This is a genomic window from Aeromonas sp. FDAARGOS 1419 (assembly GCF_019047045.1).
GTDB classification, from domain to species: domain Bacteria; phylum Pseudomonadota; class Gammaproteobacteria; order Enterobacterales; family Aeromonadaceae; genus Aeromonas; species Aeromonas veronii.
The window spans coordinates 4,279,187-4,297,187 of sequence record NZ_CP077209.1; the positions used below are offsets into that span (position 1 = coordinate 4,279,187).

Consider the following 18,001-nt stretch of genomic DNA (forward strand, 5'->3'; position numbering starts at 1 on the left):
TCTCCTCAAACCGGCTCGAACACCGGTAAATGATTACGATGAAACTGCTCGATCCCGAACTGGCGCAAAGTCTCCAGCCAGCGTTCAGCCACGGTGCGGCCAATCTTTAGCTCAAGCGCTGCCTCGCGCAGCAACAAGAACTCGGTACGTAATGTGGTCGGCATGATGCCTGGGTCGTCGGTATTCACCAGCACGCGCACGGGGCCTCGACGCAGGCCGTAAAGGTTGGCTGCAGCTCCGCTCTCCAGAGCCGATTCGTCAGGTGGGTACCAACGGAAAATGGGGTGCTCGGCATGTGATTTTAGCCGCGCGATATAGACATTGGAGGTTGGGTTGGCTTCGATGATAAGTCCCAGCTTGTCGTACTCTGTCAGCAACCAGTCTTGCAGCGCATGCATAAAATCCAGCTCGGCCGGGGTATCGACATCTTCCAGAATGTTTTCATCACCCTTGCTAATGCCTTTGGCGTGAAATCCGCCATGTGCAGCCGCTTCGTCGCCCATGCGCACAATTACCAGCGGTGCTTCTGTCAGCGAAGCCAGCCAATCATGCCGAGCCTGATACAGCTGACTCGCCAGAGTATGTTTCTCGCTCAACTCTTGATGATCAGGCAAGGCATACTGCTCTTGCGAAGTAACTAGCCAGCCATCACCAACCATTCCCAGCCGATAATGGCAATTCCTCCGGAGCCACCAAGCGTGATACAGATCATCAGGTGTCGCATGACCCAACGGCCCCTTCTCGAAATCGGCAGTCTGATCGACAGACTCCTTCTCATCGCAGTCTGCGTTAGCCATCAAATCCGGCACTTTCCACCAGCGCGACTTGCGCCAGAAACGCATAATGCGCCGCTCGAACAAGGGTAAAACCTGTTGCGCCAAGGGCAGTATTCCACTCAGCATACTGGCGTGATGCCAAAGCCACACCAAATTATCCAGATGCTCATCCAGCGGCAGCATCATCTCGCCCTGACGTGCCGCCCACTGTTTCGGCACTATGCCTAGCGCCAGCGCATGCCCCAATCGGTCGCCTTCGCGCATCTCGCAAAAGCGCACCGTCTCATCGATATGGCGCAAGCCCGACGCAGGGTGGGCATAATCCTCTCCGGCATGAATGCTCAGGTGAAAGCCAGTGCTGGCACGCTCGCCATCCGGCCGTGATTTGAAGCCGCTGCGCAGCCAGCGCAGCACAGGTGCAAACCACTCGATCTTCAGTGCGTTTTCATCTCCCGCCACATCCAGTCCACGAAACCATCTGGCGGGCTGGAAATGGAAATTAGGGTTCAACTTACCACCTAAAAATTCGGGTGCATTCCAGCCGGAAGCACTGTGCAGATTGCGCATTAGCTTTTCGGCCTCTTGCCACAGTTTTTTGCCATCCGACTTGGGGCGCTGGTTTTTTTTGTGCGCCTGCGAGCGTGAGAAGTGGCCGCAAAATTGCCAACGCTCCAGATTTTGCAGATACGAAAATGCCTTACCGTCTACACGGATTTCATGTTCGCCAAAAATATACGGAGGTTTGGGTTGGCCAAGCCCTGCATTGCTCGCCATTACTCTGATTAGTGGACGGGTATGCTGTGCTGCGAATCCCGCAGGCATAGATTTGAACTCAACAACGTCACCACTGGATGGCAAGAGGCGGCGGATATTGGCCTTAATATCACGACCACGCCCAAGATATGCCCCATAGTAACGCTCGGCAAAACGCGTCAACCCTTGCCCATCCATGATGAGGCTGCGACGCAGCTGATTGACGGTCTGCCAGAACCACAGAATGGCTGCACGTTGAAGCGGATGCGAGTCTTGCTCACTGTAACGACGGCAAAGATAGACATGCAGCCAAAGCCAGCGATTGGCATCATTACGCTTCATCGACAATGCAAATTCGCCTAACAACCAATCGGCGCTGCCAAGGGTTGCGGCACGCTGGCTGGCGGCCAGCAACTCCCAGTCAGGCTTGCGGATAGGTGTGTCCATAGCAAGGTTGAGTCGCTTCAATTGCTGCGGCCAATCTTCCGGAGGACACGGCTCCAGCAACAACAACAGACGTTGCCGCGCGTGCTGCAACAGGGGCTGAAGGTTGCCGTGTTGTTCGCGCTGCCACAGACTCGACTTGCCATCAAGATTCAGCGATTTCCCAGCCAGCAGATAGTCATCGAGGATCGCGCTATCGGCTGTGACTCCCCAGAAATGCACATGACCTTCAGCAAACGGCAGCGATGGGTTGCCGGGAGGGGCGAAAAATGCAGTCTGTGCCGACACTACGCGCCGAATATCGTTCGCTTGTGGCTGCGGCATCTCATCGAGCCACAGCGCCAAGTGCCAACCGACCAGTAGTGTCGGATCCATCCCTGCCGCCAGTCGTACATAAGCCTGAATTTCACCCTCGCGGTAGCAGAGCAAGTCGCCATTGCGCTGCAATAGCCGCTGTTGCAGCTCGTTCAGCCAAGGCAGGGTGGGGGTCAGCAGCAAATGACCATCAAGCATCCGCCCCATCAGCTGGCGCACATCGGTCAGCCGGTGCTCGCGCGGATAACGCGCCTCTACTCCCTCTACCAGAAAATGGTAGAAATCATCTTGCAGTTGATGCCAGCGGTCAGACTCCAGCGCATCCGAGGGGGTGAGTAATGTGTCCCACAACAATGCAGCCAACTTTTTATCGCCGAAAAAACACTCGGCGGCATGTTCAGTCAGGGTGCGCTGGAACATTATGCAGGTTCCTGATCAGGATCTGATTGTTGATCTAGCGTCAACGCCTGAGATGGATGTTCTTGCTCTGTCCTTACGGGCTGCTCATCAGAAGATTCAGGCTGTGTTTGGGGGGACAAATTTGCACAAATCTCAGCGAATGTCTTCGTCCAATAATTATCTGCGCCAAATTTATTTCGCATTTCTGATAGGATGCTTTCTTTCTCCTCTGAGGTTTTTTTCTTGGCATTCTCACGAACACGTTTCTCAAAGGTATCTTCCGCGCCAGCCCTCATTCCCAATTTTTTGATTAAGAACTCCTTGGCGTGGGTAACTCCATCAGTCACCTGCGGCAGCCCCCCTTGGTGAGTACCTATCTCCCTCTTTTGGAACGTGCCCTCCCCCTTGTTCTTCGTATCGGTGACGGCTCCGCTTTTCAGAGCCCTTCTCAAAGCAACTACCTGTGAATCCAAGTGGTGTTTAGGAATAGCATCCATTACTGGATCAATAATCAAATGACGCAAAGGGTGGCTGGCTAACACACCCGAAATGGTTCGAGTGGCTTTAGCAAACGTCTGCCGAGCATCCGCAGAAGTCGAGCCCCTAGATAGATGCTGTTTATGCGGAGCAAGATGGCCAATATTCATCTTGAAATGGTCACTACTCTCGAAATTCTTTACTGAATGCAAACCAATACCAGTAACTAATTCTGGTAAACCAAATAAATTTCCTTTTTCAAAACTGCCGAATGCCGACCAAGTAGCATAAAATACCAACCCTGCCTTGTTCAAGGCAATGGCCAGATTACCCTCTCCATTCCCGTAATCACCATTATTAGAAACCATGGTGTAAACCTTTTCAAACACCTTGTAGATCAGCCAAGGCGAGACATCTAGTTCCGCAATGGCATAATCTTTGCGCCATTGCGAAATTGCCACCTGCAGTTTACTCAGGACCATGTCGAGCGGGTTTATTGTATCTTCGTCATTGCCTTCCTCCGCAGTCTCGTTCCCATCATCAACATCTTTCTGGTCTGAAACCGCAATATCCTGTACTTGTGATTTGGCAGAAAAAAATGGTGCTGAGTGAATAATCCGCTGCAGGTCGCTTAATTCAACCTCACCAAGCAGGCTGGCAATAATTAGTTCGAAAACACGCCCAATATTCAGAACAAAAGTACGACCCGTTGGCGTATAGAAGTAATATTCCGCCAGTAAATTCAGCAAGAACCCAGCGTCATGTGAGAGCGATTCATTTGAGGTTAAGCCAGCTGAGACCCTGCCAAGCGCAGCAAGCCAGTCCTGATTATTTTCTTTACGACTGTAGGTGAGCTGTGTTCGCAAATCTCTATTGATATTGCAACCGACCTCTGCCAGTGGATATGGCAGGATGGTTTTTAAGCCTGACAAATCGCGAAACCATACTTTCGGCAATTTTTCTTTCAGTGATGCTTCCCAATCAGATAGATCATGATTTCGTTCAAAATGCTGATAGCTCACATTACCATGTATACGTGGCTGGAACAGCGGTGTGTCAAATACGCTGCCACTGCGTTGGCCGGCCGCGGCATCTTGCCATTGCTGCCAATGTTTCCTTGCCAGTAAAATCAGATACGCAGCACCACCAGTAGATTCAAACTTGAAGTGTTTTTCTAGGCTTGATACCCATGCCCCGCGATCTACGTTTTCCCTACCTGCATTTGTATCGGTGGTAGATAATGGCTTGGTGAATTTAGCAAATGCTGCATAAGCAGAGCCGTACTCTCGCTTCTCGTCCTTATGTCGTTCCTGATATTCCTTTTCAAACTCTTCAATCGCTTTGACAGGCACGTCCGGCATTTGCCACGCTCGCTTGACTTGTAAGGCAGAATCAGCCTCTTTGACGGCTTTAGGTAAAGCGGGTATTAGTTGGTGACACCGATTCAATAATTGAGTCAGCGCGCGCATCGATGGAATCGGCAATGACAACTGGCTATCGCCCAGACCATTGACCGGCCCTGTCAGAAAAATCTCCAGCCACGCAATAAAGTTGCGCAGCGGCATCAAATCGGCTTGTTTATCATCACGCAAGTAGATATCGCTCTGCTGCCAATAGCGGCTGACTTCCGGCATGGTCAAACGGCGCGGGAATGGCAGGATCTTGCGCTGATACTCTGCCGCCAACTCTACGGCTTTTTTATAGGCCTCTTGGCGACGGTAGCTGGAGTCTTTGGTCAGACGGCCATGAAAATCGCGCCAGGTCACATCGTTGTAAAGCTCACGATCTCCGCAGACGATGGGCAAAACATGGGGCGTGGCCAGATAGCGGCGCACGATTTCTAGGTTTTCAAAGGCGCGGTTGAGCGAGGTGTCGACATCATCAATGGGCAGGATCAGCAGCTGTTTGCCGAGTAAGCCAAGCACTTCGCGGAAGAAATCCTGCACGCAGTCGGCCAACAGCTTATTGCTGTACATGGCGCGTATCTTGTCCATGCCGTGATGCTGTTGCTGGGTCTCGACCGATTCTAGAGACTGGGCTAGTTTTTCCAGCGTCTGGTTCAGGCTGCGGGAGCTGTTAGGTTGTTGTTTTTGTGCTTCTTTAACCTCTTTGTCATGCAGCACGGCCGCGACAATGATGTGCAGAAACAGCGATTCGCCATTTTCCAGCAGGGTTGGGTCTACCGGGTCGAGGATGTGAACATCTTTCAAGACATCCTGGTCTTTCAAAAAGCTTTTCAGGTTAACCAATACAGCTGTTTTACCTGTGCCGCGCGCACCATCTATCGAGATGGCGCTATGTTCACGCAGTTCATTGAGCGATTTGCCTTTAGCGGCTTTAGCCTTGTTCACGGCTTCAATAATCATCTGTGCCAGCGGTTCGTACACCTCGTTGTGTGGCAGTAAGGTGTTGGCGTCAGGTAAGACGGCGGACTCGCCGGCATTTAGAGGTATATATCGCTTGTTCTGGCTCATGTTCGGTACCTGGCTAGCTGATTTCTATGGGACAACGGTTGTAATTAACATGGTCACCCATCGTTATTCGGCAATTAAATAGGGGAATAACATGTTGAGTGACACGTGGTGGGCTTCATCGCTTATCCATTCCATCCTGCATGGCTACCGCCCCTGAATTTCAGCTTCCAGTCTGCTGCGTTTCACCAACGGGATGGGGTTGGCATGGCTCATGGGAGACTCCGACGAGGCAAGTGTTGCCAAATGGCAATATTAACCATGGCGCTGTGGAGAGAAAACTCAATATTTAGAATTTCTGTGCAAGATCAATAAATTAATCAAGTGTCACCCACGATTGATGACGCGCCGAGATAGCGTGAACAACCCTTCTTGAGCTATCACCATAGAATATTCATGGTCATATCTGGCTTGAACCAGCATAAAACTCTTTGTTATTGTCCGCTCCCCCGCTGAAATAGCTTATTTACCTATAAATCAACAAGATAGCATTATGTGGTGGCGTTGCGGGGGCATCTGCTATCGGGAAGGAGAGTTATGAAGTCGCAGTTCAAAATGACGCTGGCCATGTTGGCCCTGTTCGTCGTCCAAGGCTGCACAGCCCCGGATTCATCCGCCAAGTGCAATGCACCCGGCCCGGTGCTGACAGTGCATTACGAAAGTGCCCCCCTGATCCCCGTCACCATCGCTGGTGAGCAGTACCAGTTTTTGCTGGATACCGGGGCCAGTATCACCTTTATCGATCGTCGTCTGGCCAGCCGCTTCAAGGCGCTGACCTTAAGCGAATTGCCCAGGGCCTATCAGGCTGATTTTGCCACTGTGAACAGCGTGTCGAGCCAACTGGGTAGCGAGCAGCTTGGCTTTGTTGAGCCGCAGCCCTTCTCGGTGGGGTCGGTCACCATTGATGACAGCGATCTGTGGGCAACCGTTGATTTCGATCTTTTCTCCCAGTCTTTTGGCAGCCGTATCGATGGCATCCTCGGGATCGACACCATCCGCCGTTTCAACTGGGTGTTTGATCGCGACAGGCATCAGCTAACTGCTTTGCTGACGGCACCGTCGGCTGCCATGTTCGAGCGTTGCATCGGCTATGAAGATAGCTACAACCGCTCCCCGGCCGTCTATCTGACCCACGGCGAGAGCAGCGTGCGCATGTATCTGGATACCGGGGCCGATCAGAGCTATGCCGACCATGCCTTTATCGACTTTATGGCGAGTCAGAAGGCGATCTCTGGCGAAGATGCGATGCCACGCAAAGGGGTGGACGCCAGCGGTATGGTGGAGGGGCGTGAACATATCCTCACCGGCCTGCACTTTGATGAGCGCCAGCTCGGTGAGCTGCGCGTGTCGGAAAACAGCAATGAGCAGTATGGTCTGGGGCTGGATTTTGTTAACCGCTTCAATCGCTTTGCGATCATGCCTGGGCGGATGATGCTCTGCTACGACGCCGACAGCCTGGCGCGCAAAGTGCCGCCAACCCTGCGCAATATCGGGGTGCGTTTTGATGGCGAGCATCTGCAGGTCTACTACAACGATGAACGGGATCTTGCCCCCTATGGTCTGGCCAACGGCGACATTCTGGAACAGATCAACGGGGTGGCTTATCGTCCCCTCGAGATCGACAAGGTGCGTGAACTGCTCAGCACCAGCAAGCCGGGGTCGCTCAAGTTGCGGATTGTGCGGGAAGGAAAACCGCTGGATATCGCCATCTAGTCAAGGTGGGGCGGCAAGATGAGCCGCCCCTATGAGCCTCAGCCCTTGGTCGGATTTTCCATGCAGGTGAGGGTTGGCTGGCCGTAACGCTCCAGCGTGGCGTCGTCCCCCTTGGTGAAGAAGGTGAGGTTTTGCCCTTCATAACGGGCGCCGCTGGCGCTGGGGGCTTCATAGGCGAGCACTTGTTGCTGCTTGTCACCCTCGCTCAGGTTAATCACCGCTGCGGGCAGCTTGGCATCGTTATAGAAGTAGGTAGAGAGAGTGACGCTCTTGCCGCACTTGTAGTTGACCGGAGCCGGCACCATCAGCTGGCCGCCGCTGATCTGCAGTTCGGTGATCCGCAGCAGGTAGTTATCCTCCACACACTGGCGCAGATCCTGCCCCTTCCAGCAGTCGTTGCGACCCTTGATCCAGCCGCGCTGCATGGCGCGCTCGGTCTTGAGCTGTTCGGGAGAGAGCGCGGCAATCGCCTTGGGGTAGAGGGCCGCCAGTTCGTTATCAAGGGCGGCCAGTCCGGCATCCTTGCAGATCAGGGTTTCGACCGACCCGGAGGCTTTGGTGCAGTCAAAGGAGGGGGTTGCGGCGCTGGCCAGCAGAGGGGCAAACAGCAGGGTGGCAAGCAAGGTCTTGTTCATCGATAGATTCCAGCAATGAGGAGGGCATATCTGCCTACTACAGCACACTCTACAGGGCAATGCAGCAGGGGAGCTGAGCGCACTTGCACAGCTGAATGGCTGCAAAGCGGAAAAACCCGACACTCCTGGCCGGAATGTCGGGCTTTTTGTGGCCGCGATAAAGGGTAGGCGGGTTGCCCGGTTGATCAGGCCAGCGCCAGTTGCTGACTGCGGGCGCGCCACAGCCGCTCGTGGAAGAAGAACACCACGGTATTGATGGCCGGTTCGATCATCGCCATCACACCACCGGTGAGCAGCTCGCCGCTCAGCAGGAAGGCCACCCCGAAGGCCACCGAGAAGTGGACCACCGCGAAGCTGCTGGTCTTGGCCTGCAGGCTGTGCTTTGGCTTGAGCTTGTGCCAGCCAAGGTCATGAAAGTAGAAGGCGACCGTGTTGACGGCGGGCTCGATCAGGGCGATCAGGCTGGCGGTCAGCAGCTCACCGGTCAGCAGGTAGGCCACGGTAAAGGCGACACCGAAGTGCAGGATGGCAAAGCTGATGGTCTTTTTCATGATGGCGGCTCCCTCTGTTGATGATGAGAGTATCTGCCGAAATGAGATTAAATGAAAACTATTCTCATCTATTGCCGAAATAGAGAGAACCTATCGACGGGCGAGTGGCCGGTGCGGTTCAGCGGTTGCCAATCGCAGCCAAGGCGATAAAGTACAGGTTCTTCACACTTGCCCATGAAAAAGGATCTTTCATGAATATCAATGCCACCCTGCTTGGCCAGTTCATTGCGTTGCTGATGGTCATCGTCGGCGTCATCGCCTGACGACTGGCGCGCCGCAAGAGCGAGCATCCGGCGCTGGTCACCCTTATCTGCTCCCTGCTCTGTCTGTTTCCGCCCTTTGGCCTGCTGGCCCTGTTGCTGGTTGCGCTGAAACAGGATCTGCCCGCCCGCTCATAGGGCTGGCTGCGGAAGGGGCTCCAGGCTAGGTTGCCAGACCTTGGACACCCATCTTTTGGGTTTTGGTTATGCTACACCTTGCTCAGAAAGGTGGTGTCCCAGATTTGTACTGCTTAAGAATTCCCTCAGATTCAGCGGTTTTTAGCTTTTGCTTAAGATTTTCCCAAACTAACTCACTGCCTTTTCCGATTCTACTATTCAGGCCATACACCTGTGCAGCAGAGATATTGTGTTCTTTCCAGCTGTGACCATTTCCATATATGTTGTGGAGTAGAGGAGGAATTCGATCTATGGATTTTGCATAAATTGAGTCGGGTGTAATACCTTCTTCAAATTCGTGCCAAAGATCTGATAGCTCCGCAGCTAAATGACTTGGTAATAGATTAAAAACTCTTCGGATGCTGGCAGCTTCTAATTCCTTTATTTCTTTATTTTCGCAGGAGTACACAATTGTGTCTCCTGCATCAATTTCACCAAGATCATGAATAAGTAACATTTTAATTACACGGTCAATATTGATTTCAAAGTTGGAATATTCTTTAAAAAGTAATGCTACTAGACAAACATGCCAGCTGTGCTCACCAGAATTTTCAAAGCGATTTAGACCGACAGGCTTGGTTTTTCGAAGTACATTTTTAAGCTTTTCGATTTCAATAATAAAGCTAAATATATCGTCAATTGAATTCAATTCTCGCTCCTTCTTGATAATTTAACGGTGATTAGATAGAGGGCGGCACTAATCCGATAGCAGAGCCTTCCATATAAATCCGATCTGCTCTGATTTTTGACATGGAAAAATAAAATAAAATCAAATCAAAATATTACCAGTCTACCTCTGATACTTGAATGTATTCGCTTGACCTCCTCTTTTTGTGCCGCTGTTACTATTGGTGTGAAAAAAGTGCTCAGCGCAGTCTTGGAAAGCGCCGCCAAAGCATGCCTGCATGAGCAGGTCAGAAATAAAAATGGGGCCGTCACCATGTTGAGTGGGTCGTAGGAAACTCTCGCTTATCCATTCCATCCGGCATGGCTACCGCCTCTGAATTTCAGCTTCCAGTCTGCTGCATTTCACCAACGGGGTGTGGCTGGCCTGGCTCATGGGAGACTCCAACGAGGTGTGTGTTGCCAATCGGATATATTAGCGGCGGGTCGATGGAGGGAAAGGGCCAGATGGCCGATTTCTGATCTGGATCGACTAATTAGTCAATAACGACTGATCTGGTGTGCAGATGGGGCGGGTGCTGCCATTGGTGAGGTAAACAGTTAGTGGGGAACAGAGTTCGTGGCTAAAGCGGTAGCGGGTAAAAAAACAAGAAGCTCCTGAACGGGGCTTCTCTTTGCTGGCCATGCCGCCACTGTGGACGGCTTGGGTGAGCGACTTGCTGGCGCCTTGGCCGGGCGCCGGAGCGGGCTGGTGCAGGTTTACTCTTCGACCTTGTTCAGCCACTCGACCTTGTATTGGGCGCCGGCGCCCTGCGCCAGCTTGGCACACAGCGGTTTGAGGAAGGCTTCAATCTGCTCGTCCAGCATCCAGGGCGGGCTGATGATCAGCATGCCTGAGCCGTTCATGCCCCAATCCTTGGTCTGACCGGCCACTTCCAGCTCGGCCACCAGCACGTTGCCGAAGTTTTCGCGCTTGATGGCGCGCAGCATGTCGCGGGATTTGTCCGCCTCTTCCCCCAGAATGGGGTACCAGAGGGCGTAGATGCCGGTCGCCCAGCGTTTCTGCGCCTTTTTCAGGGTGTCGACCACGGCGAAGTAATCTTCTTTGAGCTCATAGGGCGGGTCGATCAGCACCAGCCCGCGGCGCGGGGTCGGCGGCAGCAGGGCGATCAGCCCCTCGAAGCCGTCGCGGTGGTGCACGGCCACGCGAGGGTCGTAACCCATATTGGCGCGCAGATCTTCGACCTCGTTGTTGTGCAGCTCCATCAGCGCCAGCTTGTCCTGCTCGCGGGTGAGGCGACGGGAGAGCTCCGGCGAGCCGGGGTAGTAGTGCAGCTCGCCATCGCTGTTCATCTCTTCGATGATGCCGAGATAGGGGGCCATGGCAGACCATTGGGCCCGCTCGTCCCACAGGCGGCCGATGCCATCGGCATACTCGGCCTTCTTCTGGGACCAGTCGCCGCGCAGGTCGTAGAGACCGCCACCGGCATGGGTGTCCAGCACGATGAAGGGTTTCTCCTTCTTCTTGAGGGACTCGATGATCAGGGCCTGAACGGCGTGTTTCAGCACGTCGGCATGGTTGCCGGCGTGAAAGGCGTGGCGATAGCTCAGCATATTAGATCTCTGAGGGGGCCCTGCTGGGCACCCAGTAACGATAGATAGTTCAACAAATTGCGGCTGTTGCCGCGAAACAGGGAGAGGCTGCGCAGGGTCTGCAACAGGACGCCCTGTTGCAGCCGCTCCAGCTCCAGTTCGTGGGCTAGCATCGACTGATACTGCTGCTCGTCGAGCCGCGCCTTGGCGCTTTGGCGCAGGGCGCGCCACGGGGTTAGCACCGCCTCGGTTTGCACCAGCGCTGGTTGTAGGTCGGTGAGATCGACCACGATGCCGAGTTGATCGAGCCGGTGCAGCAGCAGCGCCAGATTGACGTTGCCCCCCTGCTCCTGCACGGTGAGCCAATCCTGGCTGCGCTCACCATAGACCTTGCCGCTCCAGTGCCAGAAGCCGATCGGCGTCGGCAATTCGTGGACCGCGACCCGCTCGCTGGCCATCAGCTGTTCGTCACGCAAAGAAGGCTTGCTCCATGGTTTCCAGCTCTTCGGAGAGGCTCATCCACTCCAGCTCTACCTCTTCCAGCTGCTCCTTGAGGGGGCCCTGGGATTTGAGCAGCTCGGAGAGCTTGGTTTTAGCGCTCTCTTCGTAGATAGCTGGGTCGGCCAGTTGGCTCTCGATGTCGCCAAGCTTGCCTTGCAGTTTCTCCATGCTCGCTTCGAGCTTTTCCAGCTTCTGGCGCAGGGGACGGGTTTGCTGGCGGAACTCCGCCTCGCGCCGCTTCTGATCCTTGCGCGCCACTGCCGAGTTGGCAGAGACGGGGCCGTCGGCCGGTTTGGCGTTGGCCTCTTTCTCCTGCTCGCCGAGCCACTTGTGGTAGTCGTCCAGATCGCCGTCGAACGGCTCGACCCGGCCACCGTGCACCAGATAGAAGTCATCTGTGGTGGTACGCAGCAGGTGACGGTCGTGGGAGACCACTACCATGGCCCCTTCGAAGCCTTGCAGCGCCATGGTCAGGGCGTGGCGCATCTCCAGATCCAGGTGGTTGGTCGGTTCATCCAGTAGCAAGAGGTTCGGCTTTTGCCAGGTGATCAGCGCCAGCACCAGCCGCGCTTTTTCGCCGCCGGAGAAGGGGGCTACCTTGTCGAGCGCCTTGTCACCGTGAAAACCGAAGCTGCCCAGATAGTTGCGCAGCTCCTGCTCGGTCTTGTCCGGCGCGAGGCGGGCCAGATGATCGAGCGGGGAATCATCGAGACGCAGGGTCTCCAGCTGATGCTGGGCGAAGTAGCCGATGCTCACCCCGGCGCTCACTTCGAGCTTGCCGGAGAGCGGCGGGTTGGAGCCCGACAGCATCTTGATAAAGGTGGACTTACCTGCGCCGTTGCGGCCGAGCAGACCGATGCGCGAACCCGGTACCAGATTGAGTTTGATCTTCTCCAGGATCACCTTGTCACCGTAACCGGCAGAGAGGTTCTCCATGGCGATGAGAGGGGTCGGCAGGGCCGACGGCTCGCGAAACTCGAAGCTGAATTCCGAGTCGGCGTGGGCGGGCAGGATCTTCTCCATCCGCTCCATCGCTTTCAGGCGGCTCTGGGCCTGACGGGCCTTGGAGGCCTTGTAGCGGAAGCGGTCCACATACGCCTGCATGTGGGACATCTCCCGCTGCTGCTTCTCGTACATCGACTGCTGCTGGGCCAGCTGTTCGGCGCGCTGCAGTTCGAAGTCGGAGTAGCCGCCGGTGTATTCGTTGAGCTTGCCGTTCTCGATATGGATGATGCGGCTGATGACCGAATCGAGGAAATCGCGGTCGTGAGAGATGAGCACCAGCGTGCCCTGATAGCCCTTGAGCCACTTCTCCAGCCAGATCACCGCATCGAGATCCAGGTGGTTGGTCGGTTCATCGAGCAGCAGCAGATCGGAGCGGCAGAGCAGCGCCTGAGCGAGGTTTAAGCGCATGCGCCAGCCACCGGAGAAGCTGCGCACCGGCGAGCCGAGTTGCTCGTCGCTGAAACCGAGGCCGTGCAACAGTTCGGCGGCGCGGGCGCGAATGCTGTAGGCGCCTATGGTATCGAGGCGACCGTGCAGCTCGGCTACCAGCAGACCATTGTCATCCTGCTCGGCCTGTACCAGCTGGGCTTCCAGCGAGCGAAACTCCTTGTCGCCGTCGATCACGTACTCGAGCGCGGAGCAGTCGAGCGCCGGGGTCTCCTGCGCCACGCCGGCAATCTGCCAGCCAGCGGGCAGGCTGAAGGTGCCGCTGTCGATGGCCAGCTCGCCCCGTACCAGTGCAAAAAAGGTGGACTTGCCACAGCCGTTTTTGCCCACCAGACCCACTTTGTGGCCGGGGTGAATGGTGGCGGAGGCGTTGTCCAGCAGCTTGCGGCCGCCGCGGATCAGTTCGATTTGACTGGCAACTATCATGGGTGGGATCTGCTTGCTCAAAATGGAGGAGAAAAACTGGCGCGGATCTTACGTGAAATGACGCTGATTTGCACTGTAGCGAAGGGCTGGCCACTGGCTGGCGCTGCAAAAACATGCCATAACAGAGAAACCAGTTTGGTTACGGGAGGTTAGCATGCATATCAGGGATATTATGACGACCCGGGTCGCCACCGTTTCAATGGATGATCGACTCCGAGTCATCAGGGATATCTTCGAGCAGGCACACTTTCGCCACCTGCTGGTGCTGGAAGAGGAGGAGCTGGTGGGGGTCATTTCGGATCGGGATCTGTTCCGCGCCATCAGCCCCTATCTCGACTCCGAAGCCGAGATGAGCCGCGATACCGAAACCCTCAACAAGCGGGCCCACCAGATCATGAGTCGTCAGCTCGTCACCATCGCTCCCCATCTCACCGTGCGCGACGGCGTCAAGCTGATGCTGGAGAAGGGGGTCTCCTGCCTGCCGGTGCTGGAGAATGGCGCTCTGGTCGGCATTATCAGCTGGAAAGATTTTCTCAAGGCGGCGCTGGAGAGTGACGCGCTGGTTTGAGCCCAACGCTCATCGCCATCAGCTGACAGAGAACCAACATAGAAAGAGGGGAGCCAAGGTTCCCCTCTCTCTATATTGGCTTTGCCGACAATGCCGGTTTGCACGCCGCCAGCATCATCACGGCTCGGGCTGCCCTGCGACAAGACAGGAGGGGCCGCTGCCGGAGAGGTGCGGCTGCAGATGAGTGCGGATCTCCTGCAGGGTGCGCTGGTACTGCTGGGCATGTTGATCGAGAAACGCGGGGCTGTGCTTGAGACGCCGCTCCAGGGTATCGACCAGCAGCGCCACCCTGGGAGCGGCCATACCCGCAGGCCAGCAGTGTTGCAGCAGCTCCAGCAGTTGCCAGGCATCGCCCGGCAGGGCGGGGAACTCCTCCAGCAGCTGCAAGCCCGCTTGCAGGGCTGTCTGATATTGGCTGGCCTGCATCGCCTTGTGGCGCAGCTGGCGCAGTTCGCTCAGCCGTTGTTCTCTCGCCGTCAGACGCTGGCCCAGCTCGGCCACCAGATGGTGGAACAGCTGGCGGGTGAGCGGGTGGGGCGCCACCCTGACGCGGTATTGGGTCAGCTGGGTCAGGTAGCGCTGGGCGTGGTGGGGCAAACCGCAGAACTGGCTGACAGCAAAGCCGAGCAGCAGGGTGAGGTGGTTGTCGCTCCCCTCATCCGGCTGGTGGTGGGCAATCAGGATCAGCGCCTCGTCGAAGCGGTAATCCAGCCCCAGCATCAACGCCTGCAGCAGCTCATATTCGTGGGGTTGCAGGTGGACGGTGCGCTTGAGGTGCTCCCACTCCTGTTGTAGGGAGCGGATCCGGTTGCTGGAGGGGGCGTGCCACAGCACCGCCAGACTGGCATTGAGCATGAAGCTGTCGATGGCGAGCCGGACGCGCTGCTCGCTGAAGTGGCGCAGGGTCAGGCTGTTGGCCTGCTCCAGCACCTTCTCTTCATCTTGCAACACCAGCCCGAGCAACATCGCCAGCTGATGCCAGCGCGGCTGATGGGGGCGGATCTGCAGCAGCTCTCCCATGGTCTCCCAGGCCGCCAGCCAGTAATGCTGATGCAGCTGGCTGGCGAGTTGCAGCTCCAGCCGGGTGGCCATCGAGACGCTGGCCTGATGGCGCTGCAAGTCGGTCTGGGCGCTCTGCAATTTGCCGAGCCCCAGCATGGCGTAGAAGAGCCCGGCCCTTGGCCAGCTCGCCTGATACTCGTTGGCACAGAGGGCATAGTGCTGGGCGGCAGTGATCCGCTCGGTCGATTGCAGCAGCAGGTAGCCCTTGAGCCGATCCAGCCAGGGGGTCAGCGAGCGATTCTCCCGTTGAAACAGCAGGTCTTCACAGAGGGCGGTAGCCAGTTGCCACTCCCGCAGCAGAATGGGGGCGGCCAGCGTGCGGGTCAGGCTGCTTAACTTCACCAACTGGCCGAGCACCGCGGTGAGCTGCTGGGTCATGAAGGGGAGGGGCAGATAGAGGGAAAAGTAGAGATCCGAGGGGAGAAACTCCTGCTCGCTCTGATCGGCATCGAGCAGCAGCAACACGCAACCGGGTTGCAGCAGGCCGAGATAGTGCGCTTCGTGCAGCAGCCGGGCTCCGTCAAGATCCTGCTGCTTGTCCTGCTGACAGATGATGGCGTCGAAGGCGTGCTGTTGCAGCAGGGCCAGCAGGCCACTGCGCTCGTGGTTTGGATGGCTGTGGTAGTGGATCCGGTCGGCGGGCACTCCCTGTTCGGTCAGTTCCCGGGTGATGGCGCTACGGAGCAGGGGATCCTCTTCGAGCAGCAGTATCGTCATGCAGGTACTTCCTGTGAGCAAACCATTAGGTTGATTATGGTAGACCCAAGAGGAACATAGGCACAGCACTCGCTGAGTGAAAAGCTGACAGTAGCCAGCAGGGGGCTGGAGGGCGCACTATGGGCTGTTATTTCAATCGGTTATGCCAACTCTCAGGGCTGCAACCTGTTATTGCCGAGGGCGGACCTGCGTCCCGAAGGGGCAGTCGCTCTGGCGGATCAGCCGCGACCCCTTGCCCTGTTCCCCCAGCCAGCTCAATTCCAGTTTGCCGAGGCGGCCCAGATGGCGCAGCTCGAACTCGTAGCGCTGGCAGAGGTTGTCTTGGGGCAGGTTCGCCATCCCCGCTGGCAGGCGGTATTGATAGTGAAGGAGTGGCCCATCCTCCAGCTTGCTGGCCACCGGCACCAGCCCCTCTGGGGTGGGCTGCGGTGCCCCGAGTGCGCGGCGCAAACTGAGCGGCGCATCGATCGCCTTTTGATAGTGCAGGCCGTTCATCGCCGCCAGCTCCTCTTCCAGTCGTTGCAACTCCCCTTCCAGTCCATTGAGCGCGGCCCCCAGCTGCTGGTGGGTCGTTGACGAGGCGCAGCCACCCAACAACAGGGTGGCAAGCAGCAGGGCGGCTCTGATGGGGGGCACGGCATCTCCTTGGCTATGACGATGAAGCGTGAAGGTCAGGTCGGCTGGCCCTGACTATAGCAGGGGATTGCTGGGGGGCGCCCCCTGCAGCAGTTGGGCCAGACGGGCCAGTCCTTCGCCGACCCGGGCGTCGGTGGCGGGCTGGCTCAGGCTCAGGCGCACCCCCTGCGGAGCGGCAAACTGACCGGCGGCGAAGTGTTCCCCGCTTGCCACGCCAACGTCAAGGGCGTCGGCGGCGGCAGCAAACTGCTGGCTGCGCCAGGGCTCCGGCAGCGGCAGCCAGGCGTGCATGCTGCCCGGCTGCCAGCGGGCGGCAGGCAGCAGGTGGCGCAGCAGTTCGCCACGGCGTTTGAGGATCTCCCGCTGCTGTTCGACCAGCGGCATGATCTGGCGCTGACTGACCATTTTGCAGGCGAGCTCGATCAGCAGCGGACTCACCATCCAGCTCGACAGCCGCATGGTCTGGGCGAAGGCGCTGCGCAGGGTGAGGGGCGTCAGCACGAAGCCGACCCGCAGACCGCCGCAGGCGATCTTGGCCAGACTGCCCAGATAGATGACCCGCTCCGGCGCCAGATTGACCAGAGGGATCACAGGTTGCTGGGGCAGCAGGCCGTTGACGTCATCCTCGATGATCAGCAGATCGTGGCGACGGGCGATGGCGACGATGGCCTCCCGCCGCGCCAGACTCATGATGGCGGTGGTGGGGTTTTGCAGGGTCGGGGTGAGGTAGAGCAGCTTGGCCCGGCGGGTGCGGCAGGCGGCGTCCAGTGCCTCGGGCAGCAGCCCCTCCTCGTCCATCGCGAGCCCCACCACCTGATTTTTCAGTTGGCGGGCGTTGCCCAGCATACCGGGGTAGCTCAGCCCCTCGCACAGGATGGTCTCCCCCACGCAATTGGTAGCCAGCAGCGCCAGCATGATGCCGTGCTGGGCGCCGTGGCTGAACAGCAGGCGATCCTCACTGCAGGCCACCCCTTGCTCCGCCAACCAGTTGACGAACTGCTGGCGCTGATCCGGCCGTCCCGCCTCCTTGTCGTAGCCGAGCAGGGCGTTGAGATCCCCGTCCGCCACTTCCCCCAGCATGGGGCGAATGATGGCCGCCCGATCCAGCTGCACCGGCAGGTTCTGCCACAGCTCGATGCGGTGCCCCTCCTCCTGGCGGATCACCCACTCATTGGCGGGATCCGTGTTCGCTCCCTTGACCCAGGTGCCGTGGCCCACCCGGGCGGCCAGCAGGCCGCGCCGCTCAGCCTCGCTGTAGGCGCGGGTGATGGTGCCGACGGTGACACCCAGACGATCCGCGAGGGATCGGTGGGTGGGCAATCGGGTCTGCGGTGGCAGCTCGCCATTCGCGATCCCCTGTTCGATCGCTTTGACCAGCTTGAGGTAGAGGGGGCCATCGAAGGCCGTAAGGTCGGGTGTCCAGATTGTCATGGTGACAATAAATCCATTGA

At 57.1% G+C, this 18,001-nt stretch carries 13 protein-coding genes and 1 pseudogene; 3 read left to right on the forward strand and 11 right to left on the reverse strand.

The window, feature by feature from the left end; translation table 11 throughout:
- Window positions 1-5 precede the first annotated feature (5 nt).
- Complete coding sequence (gene rdrB, locus I6L49_RS19655) at window positions 6-2,708, reverse strand: antiviral RADAR system adenosine deaminase RdrB (protein ID WP_216950195.1); 2,703 nt, start codon at window positions 2,706-2,708, stop codon at window positions 6-8.
- On the reverse strand, window positions 2,708-5,638 hold the full coding sequence (rdrA, locus tag I6L49_RS19660; RefSeq protein ID WP_216950196.1) for an antiviral RADAR system adenosine triphosphatase RdrA: 2,931 nt from the start codon (window positions 5,636-5,638) through the stop codon (window positions 2,708-2,710). The genes rdrB and rdrA overlap by 1 nt, the downstream gene beginning before the upstream one ends.
- 534 nt (window positions 5,639-6,172) lie before the next feature.
- On the opposite strand from rdrA, the gene I6L49_RS19665 reads away from it, so the two are divergent.
- Complete coding sequence (locus tag I6L49_RS19665; protein WP_216950197.1) at window positions 6,173-7,348, forward strand: retropepsin-like aspartic protease; 1,176 nt, start codon at window positions 6,173-6,175, stop codon at window positions 7,346-7,348.
- A gap of 38 nt (window positions 7,349-7,386) precedes the next feature.
- On the opposite strand, the gene I6L49_RS19670 is transcribed toward I6L49_RS19665, so the two are convergent.
- Window positions 7,387-7,983, reverse strand: coding sequence for an MliC family protein (locus tag I6L49_RS19670; RefSeq protein WP_064341585.1), 597 nt, complete (start codon window positions 7,981-7,983; stop codon window positions 7,387-7,389).
- A gap of 185 nt (window positions 7,984-8,168) precedes the next feature.
- The gene (locus I6L49_RS19675) at window positions 8,169-8,534 is read right to left on the reverse strand and encodes a DUF2061 domain-containing protein (protein ID WP_005343334.1); all 366 of its coding nucleotides are present in this window, start codon (window positions 8,532-8,534) and stop codon (window positions 8,169-8,171) included.
- A 191-nt stretch (window positions 8,535-8,725) separates the two neighbouring features.
- On the opposite strand from I6L49_RS19675, the pseudogene I6L49_RS21075 reads away from it, so the two are divergent.
- Window positions 8,726-8,932 (forward strand): annotated as a pseudogene (locus I6L49_RS21075) (hypothetical protein).
- An 82-nt stretch (window positions 8,933-9,014) separates the two neighbouring features.
- Here I6L49_RS21075 and I6L49_RS19685 read toward each other — a convergent pair.
- From I6L49_RS19685 to I6L49_RS19700, 4 genes are all read right to left on the reverse strand, one after another.
- The gene (locus tag I6L49_RS19685; RefSeq protein WP_159157601.1) at window positions 9,015-9,620 is read right to left on the reverse strand and encodes an HD domain-containing protein; all 606 of its coding nucleotides are present in this window, start codon (window positions 9,618-9,620) and stop codon (window positions 9,015-9,017) included.
- A 734-nt stretch (window positions 9,621-10,354) separates the two neighbouring features.
- The gene (locus I6L49_RS19690) at window positions 10,355-11,209 is read right to left on the reverse strand and encodes a 23S rRNA (adenine(2030)-N(6))-methyltransferase RlmJ (RefSeq protein WP_158110599.1); all 855 of its coding nucleotides are present in this window, start codon (window positions 11,207-11,209) and stop codon (window positions 10,355-10,357) included.
- Window positions 11,203-11,664: a DUF2390 domain-containing protein gene (locus tag I6L49_RS19695; RefSeq protein WP_042052355.1), complete on the reverse strand. Its 462-nt coding sequence runs from the start codon at window positions 11,662-11,664 to the stop codon at window positions 11,203-11,205. Before I6L49_RS19695 ends, I6L49_RS19690 begins: the two co-directional genes overlap by 7 nt.
- On the reverse strand, window positions 11,657-13,567 hold the full coding sequence (locus tag I6L49_RS19700; RefSeq protein ID WP_005335545.1) for an ABC transporter ATP-binding protein: 1,911 nt from the start codon (window positions 13,565-13,567) through the stop codon (window positions 11,657-11,659). Before I6L49_RS19700 ends, I6L49_RS19695 begins: the two co-directional genes overlap by 8 nt.
- A 154-nt stretch (window positions 13,568-13,721) precedes the next feature.
- Between I6L49_RS19700 and I6L49_RS19705 the strand changes: the two genes are divergently transcribed.
- Complete coding sequence (locus tag I6L49_RS19705; RefSeq protein WP_040068349.1) at window positions 13,722-14,135, forward strand: CBS domain-containing protein; 414 nt, start codon at window positions 13,722-13,724, stop codon at window positions 14,133-14,135.
- Between the two features lie 117 nt (window positions 14,136-14,252).
- Here I6L49_RS19705 and I6L49_RS19710 read toward each other — a convergent pair whose 3' ends face one another.
- From I6L49_RS19710 to I6L49_RS19720, 3 genes are all read right to left on the reverse strand, one after another.
- Window positions 14,253-15,914, reverse strand: coding sequence for a hypothetical protein (locus I6L49_RS19710; protein ID WP_216950199.1), 1,662 nt, complete (start codon window positions 15,912-15,914; stop codon window positions 14,253-14,255).
- A gap of 168 nt (window positions 15,915-16,082) precedes the next feature.
- On the reverse strand, window positions 16,083-16,550 hold the full coding sequence (locus I6L49_RS19715; RefSeq protein ID WP_216950200.1) for a hypothetical protein: 468 nt from the start codon (window positions 16,548-16,550) through the stop codon (window positions 16,083-16,085).
- Window positions 16,551-16,604: 54 nt separating this feature from the next.
- Window positions 16,605-17,981 carry a PLP-dependent aminotransferase family protein gene (locus I6L49_RS19720; RefSeq protein WP_216950201.1) on the reverse strand — a complete coding sequence of 459 codons (1,377 nt, stop codon included), beginning with the start codon at window positions 17,979-17,981 and terminating at the stop codon, window positions 16,605-16,607.
- Window positions 17,982-18,001 lie beyond the last annotated feature (20 nt).